This window comes from Nocardia aobensis NBRC 100429 (assembly GCF_000308375.1).
Lineage (GTDB): Bacteria > Actinomycetota > Actinomycetes > Mycobacteriales > Mycobacteriaceae > Nocardia > Nocardia aobensis.
In genome coordinates this window covers 1-14238 of record NZ_BAFQ01000107.1, presented here as the reverse complement: position 1 = coordinate 14238, position 14238 = coordinate 1, and the positions used below count along the sequence as shown (strand labels likewise).

Annotated in this window: 13 protein-coding genes; 5 read left to right on the top strand and 8 right to left on the bottom strand. The window is 69.5% G+C overall.

Annotated features, from left to right (window positions below; genetic code table 11):
• Positions 1-446 (top strand): MarR family transcriptional regulator (locus tag RJ03_RS13410; protein WP_306304674.1); only part of this gene is annotated, 446 nt, incomplete at its 5' end.
• Between the two features lie 15 nt (positions 447-461).
• Here RJ03_RS13410 and RJ03_RS13405 read toward each other — a convergent pair.
• The gene (locus RJ03_RS13405; RefSeq protein WP_036501872.1) at positions 462-929 is read right to left on the bottom strand and encodes a YybH family protein; all 468 of its coding nucleotides are present in this window, start codon (positions 927-929) and stop codon (positions 462-464) included.
• Between the two features lie 10 nt (positions 930-939).
• On the bottom strand, positions 940-1524 hold the full coding sequence (locus RJ03_RS13400) for an NADPH-dependent FMN reductase (protein WP_036501870.1): 585 nt from the start codon (positions 1522-1524) through the stop codon (positions 940-942).
• A gap of 157 nt (positions 1525-1681) precedes the next feature.
• Between RJ03_RS13400 and RJ03_RS13395 the strand changes: the two genes are divergently transcribed.
• Positions 1682-2170: a M15 family metallopeptidase gene (locus RJ03_RS13395; RefSeq protein WP_036501868.1), complete on the top strand. Its 489-nt coding sequence runs from the start codon at positions 1682-1684 to the stop codon at positions 2168-2170.
• 219 nt (positions 2171-2389) lie between these two features.
• Positions 2390-2632, top strand: a complete 243-nt coding sequence (locus RJ03_RS13390) for a hypothetical protein (protein ID WP_036501865.1) — start codon at positions 2390-2392, stop codon at positions 2630-2632.
• Between the two features lie 42 nt (positions 2633-2674).
• Here RJ03_RS13390 and RJ03_RS13385 read toward each other — a convergent pair whose 3' ends face one another.
• From RJ03_RS13385 to RJ03_RS13365, 5 genes are all read right to left on the bottom strand, one after another.
• Positions 2675-6898: a TIGR02680 family protein gene (locus RJ03_RS13385; RefSeq protein ID WP_036501862.1), complete on the bottom strand. Its 4224-nt coding sequence runs from the start codon at positions 6896-6898 to the stop codon at positions 2675-2677.
• A gap of 3 nt (positions 6899-6901) precedes the next feature.
• Positions 6902-8347, bottom strand: coding sequence for a TIGR02678 family protein (locus RJ03_RS13380; RefSeq protein ID WP_051024652.1), 1446 nt, complete (start codon positions 8345-8347; stop codon positions 6902-6904).
• Positions 8347-9855: a TIGR02677 family protein gene (locus tag RJ03_RS13375; RefSeq protein ID WP_051024653.1), complete on the bottom strand. Its 1509-nt coding sequence runs from the start codon at positions 9853-9855 to the stop codon at positions 8347-8349. Before RJ03_RS13375 ends, RJ03_RS13380 begins: the two co-directional genes overlap by 1 nt.
• Before the next feature lie 159 nt (positions 9856-10014).
• A complete protein-coding gene (locus RJ03_RS13370) occupies positions 10015-10779 on the bottom strand; it encodes a DUF2127 domain-containing protein (RefSeq protein ID WP_036501861.1) in 765 nt (254 codons plus the stop codon).
• Positions 10780-10850: 71 nt separating this feature from the next.
• Positions 10851-12044 carry an NsdA family TPR-like regulatory protein gene (locus RJ03_RS13365; protein ID WP_218000959.1) on the bottom strand — a complete coding sequence of 398 codons (1194 nt, stop codon included), beginning with the start codon at positions 12042-12044 and terminating at the stop codon, positions 10851-10853.
• A gap of 232 nt (positions 12045-12276) precedes the next feature.
• Between RJ03_RS13365 and RJ03_RS13360 the strand changes: the two genes are divergently transcribed.
• On the top strand, positions 12277-12582 hold the full coding sequence (locus tag RJ03_RS13360) for a hypothetical protein (RefSeq protein ID WP_036501858.1): 306 nt from the start codon (positions 12277-12279) through the stop codon (positions 12580-12582).
• A gap of 73 nt (positions 12583-12655) precedes the next feature.
• Here RJ03_RS13360 and RJ03_RS13355 read toward each other — a convergent pair whose 3' ends face one another.
• Positions 12656-13516, bottom strand: coding sequence for a PAC2 family protein (locus RJ03_RS13355; RefSeq protein ID WP_232329493.1), 861 nt, complete (start codon positions 13514-13516; stop codon positions 12656-12658).
• Positions 13517-13678: 162 nt separating this feature from the next.
• Here RJ03_RS13355 and RJ03_RS13350 point away from each other — a divergent pair.
• Positions 13679-14238, top strand: a 560-nt coding sequence (locus tag RJ03_RS13350; RefSeq protein WP_174372301.1) for a homocysteine S-methyltransferase family protein, incomplete at its 3' end; no start/stop codon positions are given.

Here is a 14238-nt window from a genome sequence, read left to right as displayed (position 1 = left end):
ACGAGGGGCTGTCCCTGGACGAGGGCGTCCGGGCGATGGTGTTGCTCATGCCGCGACTGGTCGGCCGGGCGAAACGCCTGCCGGTGCCCGAAGCGCTGCGATCGTTCGATCTGGCACCGCGCCATCTGTCGTTGTTGACGTACGTGCTGTTCGACGGGCCGCTCACGGTCAACGAACTGGCCAGGCGACTGGAGGTGGCGCCGACCACCGTGAGCCTGATGATCGGCGACCTCAGCCGCCAAGGCGTCTTGGAACGCCGCCCCGACGACAACGACCGGCGGCGCACCCTCGTCGCGATCGCCGACGCGCACCGAACGGCCGTGGCGGACTGGCTCGGCGGTGCGGACCGGGGGTGGCGCGCCGCGCTGGGCCCGCTGACCGCGGAGCAGCGGGCCCTGGTCATCACGACGCTGCGCGCCTACGAGGAGGCCGTTTCCTCCGGCTGACACCGCGCAAGCCTGTCAGGGCTTGAGGTCGACGACGCCGGTGCCGCTGGCGATGTCGAACGGTACCGACACCTGGTCGTGCGCGATCAGCCAGATGCCGTCGATCTTTCGCATTCCGTAGGTGACCCGGACCCACATACCGCTGTTGGCCACCCCGTTCTTCATCGTGCCGTGCAGTCGCGCGAACGCGTGCCCGAATGCCACGTCCTCGCCCACGGTGAACGTCAGATCGCGAATCTCGTAGTTCACGTCCTCGAAGAACAGGAACACCTTGGCCCAGTTGTCGAGTTTGGCCGCGATCCCGACGTGCTGGAGTGGCGGCTCGACATCGAAGGACACGACGTCGGTCGCGTAGGCCCGGCGCACCGCGTCGAGATCCTTGGCGCGCAATCCCTCGATCACCCGGTCGATCTGCCGGCGGATCTCGGCTTCGTCGGAGGCAATGCGGTCGGCGCGGGACTGAAAGTCGTTGGATACGGACATGTTCGGCTCCTCAGGAATTGGCGAGAGTGGTTTCGGCGCCGGCCCGAAGCGGGGCCAGCGCGGTGCTCCACGCGATGACTTGGTCCAGTGTCTTGTCCAACGCGGCGGCATGATGATCACGCGGGATGAACGTGGTGTGGTTCTCGAAATCGGTGAGCACCGAGATCGATACCTGATAGCCCACATCGGCCATGCCCAGCGAGCTGCAGACCGCCCGCAGCTGCACGACCGCGCGGGCGCCGCCGTTCGCGCCGTAGGAGACGAATCCGACCGACTTGTCGACCCACTCCGCGAACACATGATCGAGGGCGTTCTTCAGCACCCCGGGCATACCCCCGTTGTATTCGGGCGTCACCAGCACGAAACCGTCGAACTGGGCGACCCGCTCGGCCCAGGCCCGGGTGTGCGCGTGCACCGAGGGACCGAACATCGGCGGCACCGGCTCGTCCAGATGCGGGAGCGGGTGGTCGCGCAGATCGATCAGTTCGAACTCTGCATCGCCGCGACGCGCTGCCGAGTCCAGAACCCACTGCGCGACCTGCGCACCGTTGCGGTTGGGGCGGGTACTGCCGAGGATGATGCCGATTCTGGTCATTTCCGGAACTCCTGGATGGCTGAAACTGGTACGTCCTTTACGACGACGCAGCCACCCGGAATGTCAGGCGGTGGTGTTCCCGGCGGCTCGCGGGCGCGACGGCGGGCCGGCACCCGGTTGCGCGGTGTGCGGATCGGCGCTGGTTACGATCGGTTTCATGCTGCGAGGACTTGCTGGTACAGCCGTGGTGTTCGGTGTGGCTCTGGCCGGAGCCGCGGGACCGGGTCTGGCCGAACCCACCCACACCGCATTCGCCGCCGGCACCGAAGGACTGGATCCGCTGCTGGCCGCCGCCTACACGATGGCCGAACGCCAAGCCCATCAGCAGGGCGTGCCGCTCGAGATCGTGTCCGGTCACCGCACCCGCGACGAGCAGGAACAGCTGTGGGAGCAGGGCATCGCCACCTACGGCGGCCCCGACGCCGCGCGGCGGTGGGTGCTGCCGCCGGACGAATCCACGCACGTGACCGGTAAGGCGATCGACGTCGGCCCGCAGCAGGGCGCACAGTGGCTGCAGGACAACGGGAACCGGTGGGGGCTCTGCAGGCCGTTCGACAACGAGTGGTGGCACTTCGAGTTGCAGACCCTCCCCGGCGGCGCCTGCCCGCCCCGGTGGCCCGACGCGAGCGTTCGGCCGCACCGATAGCGCGAAACTCGCGAATCGGATAGCTACCAACCGGTATTCAGCAAACTTTCGGAGACACGCCGATTGTCCTGTCCAATACCGGTGTGGCGCACTCGCGGATGGGGCACTGTAAATGTCTGGCGGTTTCCCGGCAGACGGGCCGGGACGCTCGAAGCGATGGAGGTTCGGGTGCGAGGGCGGGTTCCGGTACGGCGGAGCGGTGCGATACGTGGCAATGCGGTGCACAGCGAGACCGGACCGGAGATACCCACGGTCCAGCTGATCCCCGAGACCGGTCTGGCCTCGATCCCGTGCGGATGGCTGCTGCCGGAACTGCCCACCGCACTGCTCATCGCGGTCTTCGTCGGCACCGGCTGGGTCGGCTACGCCGCCTCCGACCGGCCGATTCCCGATCCGCCGCTGACCGTCGTGGTCGCACCCGGCGACCGGGATTCGCTCTCGGTCACATTCGGCGACCGCTGAGCGCCGCCGGGTCGAATGTGCCCGGCGCGCAACGGGTCACGCTCAGCTGGTCGGTTCCAGCGCCTCGTCGAAGGTGATGCCGCCCTCGACGGTGTGCGGGGTGCGGCGCCGGTTGGGGGAGCCCAGGGCGGTGGTCAGGTCGGAGCCGTCGTGCTCGGCCAGCAGCGCCGAGGAATCCCACACCAGCAGCGTCGCGCTGACGGTGTTCTCGGCCGCCGAATGCGCGAGATCGTAATGCGCGCACGCGGGCACGTGATCGTAGGTGATCCACAGGTCGTAGCCGGTCATGAACAGGTCCAGATCGAAATCGACCGACAGGCCGAGCAATTCGCTGCGACCGTTGTCGTCGACGCCGGCGAACGCCTCGTCCAGCGCGAGCAGCCGCGGCGCCTGCGGATCGGCCGAATCCAGCATCACGTGCGCGGCGGCGAACAGCGGAAGATGCAGCGACACCGACTGTTCGCCACCCGAGAGCGCGCTGTGCCGTGCCACGGTGAGCCGATCCTCGGAGCCGTCGGCGGTCACCAGGGTGAACGAGAACACCCGCCACGTGCGGTAGTCCAGGGTGGTGGCCAGGATCTCCGGATAGGACCGTTCCGGATGCGCCGCCCGCGCCGCGCGAATCTCGGCGGCGAAATGCGCACGCACGGTGGCCAATTCGCCGGGACCCAGATCGGTGGCCGCCCGGTCGAGCAGCTTGCACACCGCGCGCGCCGACTCCGACAGATTGTCGGCCAGCACCCAGTGCACACCGATGGTGTTACCCGAGGACATGCGTCGCTGCTTCATCTCGGCGCCCATCCGGGCGATGAGATCGCGGGCGTCGCAAGTGCGTTCGTGAATCTGCTGGGCAAGGCCGGTCAGCAGCGCATCCTCGAGAATGCGCCGTTCGGCATCGGTCAGCAGCAGTTCCTGATCGGCGCGGGCCGCGGCGATGCGGTCGGCGAAATCGGCCAGCGCCGCCATTCCGTTGTCGTCGTGCACCTGCACCACGGTCAAGCCGTCGGCGGCATCCCATTGCAGGCGGTAGTCCTGGCGGGCGGAGGCCAGTGCGGCGTCGAATTCCTGCAGCGCCGCGGTGACCGCGCTGCGGGTCGACTTGCGGGCGGACTCCCCGGCGCGCACGGAAGCGGTGGCGGCGCAGAGGTTGTCGAACAACTCCTGCACCTCGACGGGCAGGACGGCGGTCGCACCCTCCGGCCCGCCGGATTCGATGCGATACAGCAGCTGATCGGCGGTCGACCAGGCCGCCGGTGAACTCGGCCACCGGCTCTCGGTGGGCGCACCCAGCAGCGAGAGCAGATCGGGCCGCGCGTAGGGGGCGAGGTGGCGGACGTCGGTGAGCAATTCGGTCAGCGCGGTGCCGAGCGACTCGTGGGCGGCGCGATAGGCGCCCTCGGCCGACCCGACCGCTTCGATCGCCTCGGCGGCGGCCTTGCGGGCGGCGCGCTGTTCGGCGCGGGCGGCGTCGATGCGCTCGCGGGCCTGCTCGAGTTCGCGGTCGATATCGGCGGCGTCGGCGCCCAACGCCTCGCGCAGCTTCTCGAGTTTGCGCAGCTGCTCCTCGTAACCGGCGCGGGCGGCCTCCGCCTCCTCGGCGAAAGCCTCGGCCAGATCCCGGGATTCGGCGAGCCGGTCGTTCGCCTCACGGGCGCGTTCGGCCTCGCGCTGCTGGTCGCCGCGCAGCCGCAGCAGCGCGGTGCCGGTGTTCTCGAAATGGCGGACCGCCGCGGCGAGCGCGTCCAGTTCCGCGGGATCGCGAGGTGCGTTGCGGGCGGCGGCGACCGCGCGCACCTTCTTGTCGGCCGCGGTGAACGCCGAGACTGCCTGGTCCAGATCGTGTTCGGCCTGCGCCACCGCCTCGGTATGCGAGCGCAGCACACCCGCCGCCTCCGACACCGAACGCAGCGCCGCGATCACCGCACTGCTGCGCGGCAATTCCTTCGCGGCGGCCGCCAGCCGGGCCAACTCGCCGGAGGCCTCGTCGGCGTCCGCGCGGGCGCTCTGCTCGGCCTGTTCTGCGGCGGCGATCTCCTCGGCCAGATCGGCCAGGCGCCGTTCTCGGCGCCGCGCCCGGGCGGTGGCGCCGATGAACTCCGCCTGCGGCTTGTGGTAGCGCCCGAGCTGCACGCCCTGCCGGAAGCCGCCGTCGCCGCCGACGGCGACCAGATTCTCGGACGCAGGGGAGTGGTTGTCGCTCAGTGCGATCGAGGCCAGGATGTCGGCGAGATGGGTACGCGAGACCGCGGCGATCGGCGCATCGGAATCGTCGCCGACACCGTCCTCGACCACCAGCACCTGCGCGAGGGTGGGACCGTCGGGCCGTGCGGTGGGCGGCAGCGGGGTCAGCACGATGTCTGAATCAGTCTGCTGCGCTTCGTCGTTCGCTCCCACCCAGGCGTCGAGCAAGCCCGCGGCTTGTAGCGCGGCCTCGATCCCGGCAGCACGCTCGGCGTCGACGTCGTCGGCGAAGCGCACCAGCCGCCACAGCGGTGCACCCGCACGCATCGCCCGGGAACCGGTGCGGCTCTGCGGTGCCGGGGGCGCGTCGTCCTGTTCGGCCCCGACCCGCTGCCGTTCGGCACGCAGCGCCGCGGCCCGGTCGCGCGCCTGATCCGCGGCCGCGCGGGCCTGCCGGCGGCGGTCCCGCAGCGTTTCGGTGAGCGATTCACCGTGCTCGGCCAGCACCTGCGGCAGCGGCGGCGCATCGTCACCGCCGGCCTCGGCGAGCGCGGCGTCGAGCGCCTCGAACAATCCGGCGGCTACAGGGGCGTGCAGGTCGCGGTAGGTATCCCACCAATTGCGCAGGGAGGCGGCGGTATCGGCGCGCGACAGCGCCACCGCGGCCTCCGCTTCGGCCAGTTCGGCGGTGGCGGTATCGCGGTGGCGGCTCGCGCGTTCCACGGCTCGTTCCGCGCGGGTGCGGTCGGCCGCGGCGGCATCGGCCACCGTCATCGCCTCGCGCACCGCGCGCACATCGGCGTCGCGTTCCTCGGCGTGACTGCGCACGGTGGTGGTGAGCTGTCCGGTGCGGGCCTGTTCCGGCAGCGCGGCCCAGGCGATTCCGGCTTCCTCGGCGGCCGCGCGCAGTTCGTCCTCGCCGCGGGCCAGGGCCGCGGCGGCGGTGGTGACCGCGGCGGTGGCGCGTTCGTATTCGTCGCCGCGCTGGTCGGCCGCCTGCTGGGCCTTGGTCGCCTTGTCGCGGTGGACCGCCGCCGAAATCTCCAGCCGCCGCACCGCATCGGCCAGATCGTCGAGCTGCTGCTTACCCTCGTAGGCGCTGGAACGCTGCAGCGTCTCCCGATCGGTGAGGGCCTGCTCGTAGGCGCGATCGGCCTCCTCGCCGCGATGCTCGGCCGCGGTGCGCTCGGACTCGCGACGCTGCCGCAGTGCCGCGGCCGCGAACAGCGCGGTGCTGCCGTGGGTCACCGCGTCCAACCGGGAGCGCACCTGATCCACATCCGACTTCGCCTGCACCGCAAGGTATTTGCGATAGACGTCGACGAAGGTGCGGGTCGCGGAGTCGGCGGCGACCAACCCCTCGAGCGTGCGGCCGACCTCCTCCATATCGCTGAACGAGCGGGCGGCGTCGAGGATCAGCTGATCGTCGAGCGGGCGCAGGCCGTCGGTCAGCGCCTGCGACAGCCCGCGCGGATCGAGGTTCTTGGCCAGCTGCGGGCGGCGCAGGGTCAGAATCAGATTGATCAACTGGTCGTAGCGCTGCACGCCGAGGCCGAACATGCGCGCGTCGATCGCGGCGCGATAGTCGACCGGGCGGTCCACGATCGCGTCGGTGCCGATCTGCTCGGCCAGCTGTTTGCGGGTGAAGGGCCGATCGTCGGGACCGATCAGCGAGAAGTCCACGCCCACCCGGCCGTCGGCGACGAAATACCACCGTGTCACCTTGTCCGAGGAGCGGGTGGCGCGCATACCGATGCCGACGGTCACCACCTCGGGCTCCGACCAGCGCCCGCGCGCGAATTCCATCCAGACGTAGGAGTAGGCCGAATCCTGTTTGCGGTAGAGCAGATTCGACTTCATCGTGCGCTCTTCACCAGCGAACGGATTCAACCGGCGCGGCTCGATGCGGCCGTCGAAGACGAAGGGGAACAACACCTCCAGCGCCTTGGTCTTACCGGAGCCGTTCGGCCCGCGCAGCACGAGCCGTCCGTCCGCGAAGCAGAATTCCTGATCCCGGTAGTCCCACAGATTGACGATCCCGGCGCGGGTGGGAATGAAGCGGACACCACCGTGAATGAGGTCCATGGGTTACTCCGTCCCCTTTCCTGAGGTATTGGATCGCGCGGCGCCGGCCGGTGCGGTCGCCGGTTCCCCGGTGGCGTGCGCGCCCAGCGATCGTGCCGAGGCGAACAATTCGGATTCGGCCCGCGTGCGCACGGTGACCACCGCACCCCGGTAGCGGGCGAGCGCGGGCAGGGCCAGGACGCCGCCGTCGACCGTCTCCACGAGGGACAACCGAGCCAGCAGACCGACCACCTCGGTGGTGAGCCCACCCACATCGGCCTGCCATTGGGCGGCGAAGGTCGAACCGTACCGTTCGGCGAGGGCGTGCACCGTCGCGCGAATCCAGTCGTCGTCGACGAACGGATGAGTGACCGGCGCAGGGCCTTCCTCGTCGCCGGCCGGATCTTCCGCGTCGACGGGCTCCTGCAGCGCCGTGACCAGCGGCGCGAAGACGGTCGCCGCCGGAATGGCGGCATCGAGACCGTCGGCCGTACCGGTGGCAGCGGGCGGACGCGGTTGCCGAGGTAGCGGATCGTCGATGTCGAGGACCCGGTCGGCGATCTCGCCGATCAGCAGCAGCGCCACCTGCGCGAGCGTTCCGGTGCTGGGGAACCGCACATCGGAGAACCGGCCGGAGGTGTCGATCAGGGCCACACCCTCACCGCGGCGTTCGGCGCGCAGCCCGGTCAGCAACTCCACCTCCGCCACGATCTTCTCGCTGCCCAGCGCGGATTGCTCGGCCGCACCGAGGGTTTCGGTGTAGACGACCGGCAGTTCGATCAGCGCCCGCCGCACCCGGCGCGCGGCCGCGGCCCGCGACGGCACGGAAGTTGTTGCGGCGGAGTCGGTCTCGTCGCACAGGAGGGTGCGCACGCTGTGCAGGTGCTGCAAGGCGCGCGGCGGCCGGAAGATCGCGAACACCACCGAGCGGTCGATGTCGTAGAGCGCCTCGCCCGCTTCCGGGTCGGCCGCCCAGCCACCGGCGTCGCCGTCGGCGAGGGACAACCCGCCGCGGGCGGCCAGCCACGCCACCGCGTCCACGAACGCATCCCGGTCGGCGGCCCGTTCGGTCGACAGTTCCAGCCCCTCCACCCGCATCGCATAGGCGGCGACCTGATCGGCCAACTCCGACAGCGTGATCTGATCACCGGCGCGACCGAGCGCGGCGAGCGCGAGTGACAGATACGCGTAGCGGCGACGGTCGAAGACACGATCGGCGGGAGTGCGGGCCGGACGGCCGGTGTCGAGCCGGTCCGGGATCGGGAACAGCCGCGCCGTCGTCTCGGTGACCTCGAGCCGGTAACCGAGCAACTCCGCCATGTCCTCGCGCAGTTCGGTGGCCCAGCGCCGAATCAGCGGCAGCGCAATGCGATCCGGGAAGGTCCGGGTCACCAGATGATTGGCCAGCAGGACCCGCGCGGCGCGCTGGTAGCTGTCCAACGCCAGCGGGTCGATGGTTTTCGCGTGCATCACGACCGCCCGGAGGCGGTACGGGCGCGGGAGTTCTCGCGCACCTCGAGCCGTCGGTGATCCAGATACAGCAGACCCTGGGCGGTGCGCACCACCGTGGAGCCGGGATGTTCGCGGACCGTCAGTGTGACGCCGCTGTCGGAGCCGGTCGTGCTCACCCGGCCGCTCACCGGCACCCACGCCGTGGAGGCGGCGTCGAGCAGTCGCAACAGGACCTCGGTCTCGCGTTCGTCCAGCACCCGGTCGTGCACATCGGCGGCGGCCAGCGACATCGCGGCCGCCGCGCGGGCCCGCTGCGTCTCCAGCTGGGCCTGGCGCAGCCGCCGCACCCCGGCATCGTTGCGCACCAGCCGCGCGGGCGCGCCCGGAGTGGGCTGGCGGCCGGTTTCGGCGAGCGTGCGCGCGATCTCCAGCGGCGCTGCCTCCCACCAGGATCGGTGTGCGGGGATGATGTCGGAGTCGGGATGTTCCATCGACAGATGCCGCGGTTTGCCCAATCCGAACACGACGTCGAACAGGGCGTGCGCACTGTCGGTGGTGGGCGCGGCGGCGAACCAGCCGGCCAGATGCCGCAGCGCCGACTCCCGGCTCACCCCGCCCTTGCGCGTTTCGGTCACGCGGCGCAGCAGCGACAGCACAGCGGCGATCGCGCTCATGGTCGCCTCCCGCAACCGTTCGGCCTCGGTCGCCGGCGCGGATTCGGCGCCGGGGTCGGGCGCGCTGCGATCGCGGACCGCGACGAACCATCCGCGCAGGCCCTGCCAACGGGCCCGCCAATCGGCCTCGCGCGCAGCGACGTCCAGCAACACCCGCTCGTCACAGGACGCGGCCCGGCTGATCAGCGACTCGGCGCCGGTGTCGTCGACCTCGGCGATCGCGGCCGCCAGCCGGGGCGCGTAGCGGGCCAGATCCATACTGAATTCGCGCATATGCGCCAGCAGCGCATCCTTGTGTGCCAGAAAGGCTTCCGGCGTGGCCTCGGTCGTGCGGACCAGATCGCCGAGGGTCAGGTAGAAATGCGCCGCGCGGTCGGCCAATTCGGACAGCGCGGTGTCGAGCCGCTTCAGGATCCGATACACCCGTTCGGCGTCACCGTCGCGATTTGCCTGCGCCAGCGCCTGCAGATCGGCCAGCAGTTCCGGAAGCACCAGCCGCGAGAGCGAGGCCTCGTCCAGGCGCGCGCCCAGTACCTCGTTCACCGCCCGGTACGCCTGAAATCCGGCCTGCGAGAACTGATAGACGTAGTGCCGGTTGCGATATTCGGCGAGCGTCGCCGCGCGGGTGCCGTCGTAACTGCGTTCCAGCACACCCCAGGTGTGCAACTGCTCGAGCAGCGGACCGATCTCCGTGGCGGTGGGATGCGGGGCATCCGGCATCCGGGCCAGGGTGTCGGACACATCGGAGGCGTGCAGCAGCACCACATAGGCAGCGCGGGCATGGTCGAACGCGCGCAGCACCCACAGATAGTCGTTGCGTTTGTCGGCGGTGGCGAAGGAGAACAACCGCAGCCGGTCCGCGCCCTCGATCACGGTCTCGCCCCGGGTGGGGGAGACGCCGTCGAACAGTGCGGGTTCGGCGGGCAGCAATCGGTCAGCGGACTCGGTCACCGGCACGAGCGTAATACCTGCCCATGCACCGCGGCGGCGCACCCGGGCCTCGGCGTGCCGTCACCCCGCTTCGGTGGCGACCGCGGAGCGTTCCACGGTCAGCAGGCTCTCCTCACTGTGCTCGCGGTGGTAGGCGGCGCCACCGCCGTTGAGGCCGAACAACCGCTTGGACCACAGCAACCAGAGCACCGCGGCGACGTTGATCACCAGCGCGCCGGCGCGGATGACGGTGATGCGCTCGGTGAGTTCGTAGATTTCCAGCGGCAGGAACAGCGAGGTGGCGATCACCGCGAAGTACTCGCCCCAGCGCTGCACATACCACAGGCCCACGGCCTCCACGAATTCGATGACGGCATAGGCCAGCAACCCCACCGCGATCCAGGTGAGCACGGCCGGCGAGAGCGTCCAGCCCTTCTCGATGAACGCGACGATCTTGGAATTGTCGGGATTCCAGCCGATCTGGTCGGCGAGTGGGCGGATCAGCGGCAGCTCCCGATCGAAGGCGGCATGCAACTGCTCCTGCGAATTGCGCACCTTGAACACCCCGGCGGCGAGCACCACGAACACCAGTCCGCGCACCACGCGCTCGGCGGCCAGCAGCCGCATGATCAGCCGGTCGCGCAGCAGCCGCCCACGCGGCACCTCGGGCGCCGCATCGGCCGGGCCGCGCCCCCGCGGCTCGCCGATCACGAAATTCCCGCAGCGCAGACACCGCCAGGCCTCGCCCGCGGCCGTCGAAACATGCAGGCGCGCAGCGAGTTCCGCTTCGTCGGGGGCGTAGGTGGCGTGCCCGTGCCACGAGCAGCTGCGCAGACTGAAGTCCATTCGTCGCAGCGTACAACCCCGGCGGCCCTGTGCAATTCAGCAACGCAATTCAGCGGCGCAACGCAATCCGCTCAGCTCATCGACAGGACCCGCAACTGCTCGAGATAGGTGCGGGTGCGGGGATCGGACGGATAGCGTTCGATCATCTCCCGCGCCGCCTCACCCGCGATCCACAGCAGCGACGGCAGCGAGCGGCGTTTGCCCTCGAACGCGCGCATCGCCTCGTCGACGGCGAGCTCCAGATCGCGATCGCGGACCGCCACCACGGCCAAGGTCAGCTGTGCCTCGGAGACGCGCATCGGCTGGCGGACCGAACCGTCGAGGCCCGTGGCGCTGCGGATCACCTGGCGGGCATAGGCTTCCGCCGGGCGGTTGTCACCGGCGACCCGGCAGCAATCCATGGCGTAGAAATCGAATTTCTGCGCGTCGACCACGAAGTGGTTGTCCAGATTTACTGGATTGTCCAATTGCCGCAAGATATCTCGGCCGCGCTCGAGCGCGCGTTCCATCGCCTCGCGATCACCGATGCGCGCCCAGGCCTTGGCCTGCTGCGCCGCCAGCTGCACGCCGACACCCATGCCACGGCAGTTGTCGAGGGCGGACTCGGCCACCTCGATCGCACCGCGATAATTGCCCTGGGTGATGGCGAACCACGCCGCCATTTCCGCACCCCAGCCGACGATTTCGGGATGTTCGGCCTCCTGGCCCAGCGACAGCGCCGCGCGGCGGGTCGCCTCCGCGGCGGTGCGCCGGCCCAGGTCGTAGTCGACACAGCCGACCAGCAACGCCACCCAGCCGGCGAGGACCAGCACCTCGCGATGCTGAGCCAGGGTCAGCCGTCCGTCCAGCAGCGAGGTGATGCGCCGCAGCCACGCGGTGCCCTCGGTATGCAGTTCGTGCGGGTCGGCGAAGGGATATTCGCAGCACAGTCGCTCGGCGGTGATGCGAATGGCATCCAGTGTGGCCGAAGAGATGTCGGACATCCGCAGCCGGCCGATGAACTCGAGCGTGTCCATTCCCGTTGACGACAAAAGTTCGTCGTCCCGATTCGGGCGCGCCTTGGGGAAAAACGCCGCGGTGACGGTGTCGAACGCCGTGGCGATGATCGGCGCGTAGAAATCGTCCGGGCGCGACTCGCCCGATTCCCAACGGCGCCAATTGCGTAGGAGGGTACTGTCTGTCGGCAGGTTGTGGGATGACTTCGCGCGCATCGCGCGGACGGCATCCGCTTGGGACCACCCCCGCGCGTCTCGTTCGGAGCGCATCCTGACAGCCCAGACGGGTCGATCGTCACTCACGGCCACGTCTGTAGTATCCCACCAGTTAACGCCGGTGGACCCGATAGGGCACGCGGTTGTCCGTCATTGACATCTGCAATTGCATTTGCAGATGACGGATGCTCGATTCGGGCGGTTTTCCCGTCCACAGCGGGTGATCCACAAGCAGGTGATCCACAACAGAACAGCGAGTCCCTTACACATCCAAACGGAGGTTCGGGTGGAAGCGTTGATCTATGGATACGTGCGTGACGACTTAGCCGACGGTCACGCTGCCGAGCTGGAGGATGCGATGTGCACCCTGGCCAGCGAAGTCGGCCTCTGCTTCGCCGCGACGTTCCATGAATCGACCCAGGGTGACGGCGCCGCGTTCGCCGAGCTCACGGCGGAGCTCAAGCGGGCCGAGGCACACCATGTGGTGGTTCCGTCGCTCGATCATCTTGCGGGCCAGACGATTCCGCGCGACGTGCTGATCGCGAAGCTGGCCCACGACGCGGAAGCCCAGGTGCTGACCATCGAGACCTGACCGTGTGCGGCCGGTCGCCGGGCACGCGGCCGCGGGACCCACCCGCCGGCCGAGTGTCCGGCGCCGCCACCGGTTACAGGCCGAAGCCGCCCTTGCCGCCGCCTCGCCGGCGCAGATACTTCTCGAATTCCGCGGCGATCGCGTCGCCGTCGATCTTGGCCATCGCGTCGTCGAGGTCGACCGCGGCATCGCCGCGCTCCTCCAGCGACCGCACGTATTCGGTGACCTCCTCGTCACCCTCGGTCATCTCGTCGACCGCCGACTCCCAGTCCTCGGCCTGCGCGGGCAGCTCGCCCAGCGGCACCTCGAGATCGAGCACGTCTTCGACCCGGCGCAGCAGCGCGATGGTCGCCTTCGGATTCGGCGGCTGCGAGACGTAGTGGGGAACCGCCGCCCAGAAGGAGATGGCCGGCACGCCCGCTCGCACGCACGCGTCCTGCAGCACGCCGGTGATGCCGGTCGGTCCCTCGTAGCGCGTTTGTTCCAGGCTGAACTGTTCGGCCGCTTCCTTGCTGTAGGCGGTGCCGGTGACCGGGACCGGCCGGGTGTGCGGGGTGTCCGCGAGCAGTGCTCCCAGGATCACCACCGTCGTCACCTGCAGTTGCTCGATCAGCTCGATGATGTCGGAGCAGAACGCTCGCCAGCGCATATTCGGCTCGATGCCGTGCAGCAACACGATGTCGCGCTCGCTACCGGGAGGCGAGCACACCGACAGGGTGGTCGAGGGCCACTGGATCTCGCGGGTCACGCCGTCGACCTGGCGTACGGTCGGCCGGTTGACCTGGTAGTCGTAGTAGTCTTCGGAATCCAGTTCGGCCAGCGGTTCGGCGTCCCAGATCAATTCCAGATGTTCGACGGCGCCGCTGGCGGCGTCGGCCGCGTCGTTCCAGCCTTCGAAGGCGGCGACGAGAACCGGATCGCGCAACGTAGGCATTGCCGGATCGGATGAGGCACTGGGGTTCACCCGGTCAGCCTACGGCGTGGCGGCGGTGTCGTTCACCGCATATTGCGGGATACCGCGTGTCGAGGACGATGTGGTGCGGGCCGCCCGGTCCGGTGGTCAGGATTGTCGGGGCCGCCCACTACTCTGGGGTACATGTCTGTGTCCTCCCGCGCCGAGTTCGATACCACGTTGCTCGACACGCTTGCCCGGCGTGTCGTGATCGGCGACGGGGCGATGGGCACCATGTTGCAGGCCGCGGATCTGACGCTCGACGACTTCCGCGGCCTCGAGGGTTGCAACGAGATTCTCAACGAGACCCGCCCGGACGTGCTGCGCGGCATCCACCGCGCCTATTACGAGGCCGGCGCCGACGCGGTCGAGACCAATACCTTCGGCTGCAATCTGCCCAACCTGGCCGACTACGACATCGCCGACCGGATCCGCGATCTGTCCGAACGCGGCACCCGGCTCGCCCGCGAGGTGGCCGACGAGATGGGTCCCTCCGGCGACGGCACGCCCCGCTACGTGCTGGGATCGATGGGCCCCGGCACCAAACTGCCCACCCTGGGCCATGCTCCCTACGTCGCGCTGCGCGATGCCTACACCGAGGCCGCGCTGGGCATGCTCGACGGCGGCGCGGACGCCATCCTGATCGAGACGTGTCAGGACCTGCTGCAGGTGAAGGCCGCGGTCACCGGCAGCCGCCGGGCGAT

Bases quoted from the DNA above. Each gene is read 5' to 3' on its own strand.
- RJ03_RS13405 (WP_036501872.1), bottom strand. From the start codon at position 929: ATGTCCGTATCCAACGACTTTCAGTCCCGCGCCGACCGCATTGCCTCC.
- RJ03_RS13400 (WP_036501870.1), bottom strand. From the start codon at position 1,524: ATGACCAGAATCGGCATCATCCTCGGCAGTACCCGCCCCAACCGCAAC.
- RJ03_RS13395 (WP_036501868.1), top strand. From the start codon at position 1,682: ATGCTGCGAGGACTTGCTGGTACAGCCGTGGTGTTCGGTGTGGCTCTG.
- RJ03_RS13385 (WP_036501862.1), bottom strand. From the start codon at position 6,898: ATGGACCTCATTCACGGTGGTGTCCGCTTCATTCCCACCCGCGCCGGG.
- RJ03_RS13380 (WP_051024652.1), bottom strand. From the start codon at position 8,347: ATGCACGCGAAAACCATCGACCCGCTGGCGTTGGACAGCTACCAGCGC.
- RJ03_RS13370 (WP_036501861.1), bottom strand. From the start codon at position 10,779: ATGGACTTCAGTCTGCGCAGCTGCTCGTGGCACGGGCACGCCACCTAC.
- RJ03_RS13365 (WP_218000959.1), bottom strand. From the start codon at position 12,044: ATGCGCTCCGAACGAGACGCGCGGGGGTGGTCCCAAGCGGATGCCGTC.
- RJ03_RS13355 (WP_232329493.1), bottom strand. From the start codon at position 13,516: ATGCCTACGTTGCGCGATCCGGTTCTCGTCGCCGCCTTCGAAGGCTGG.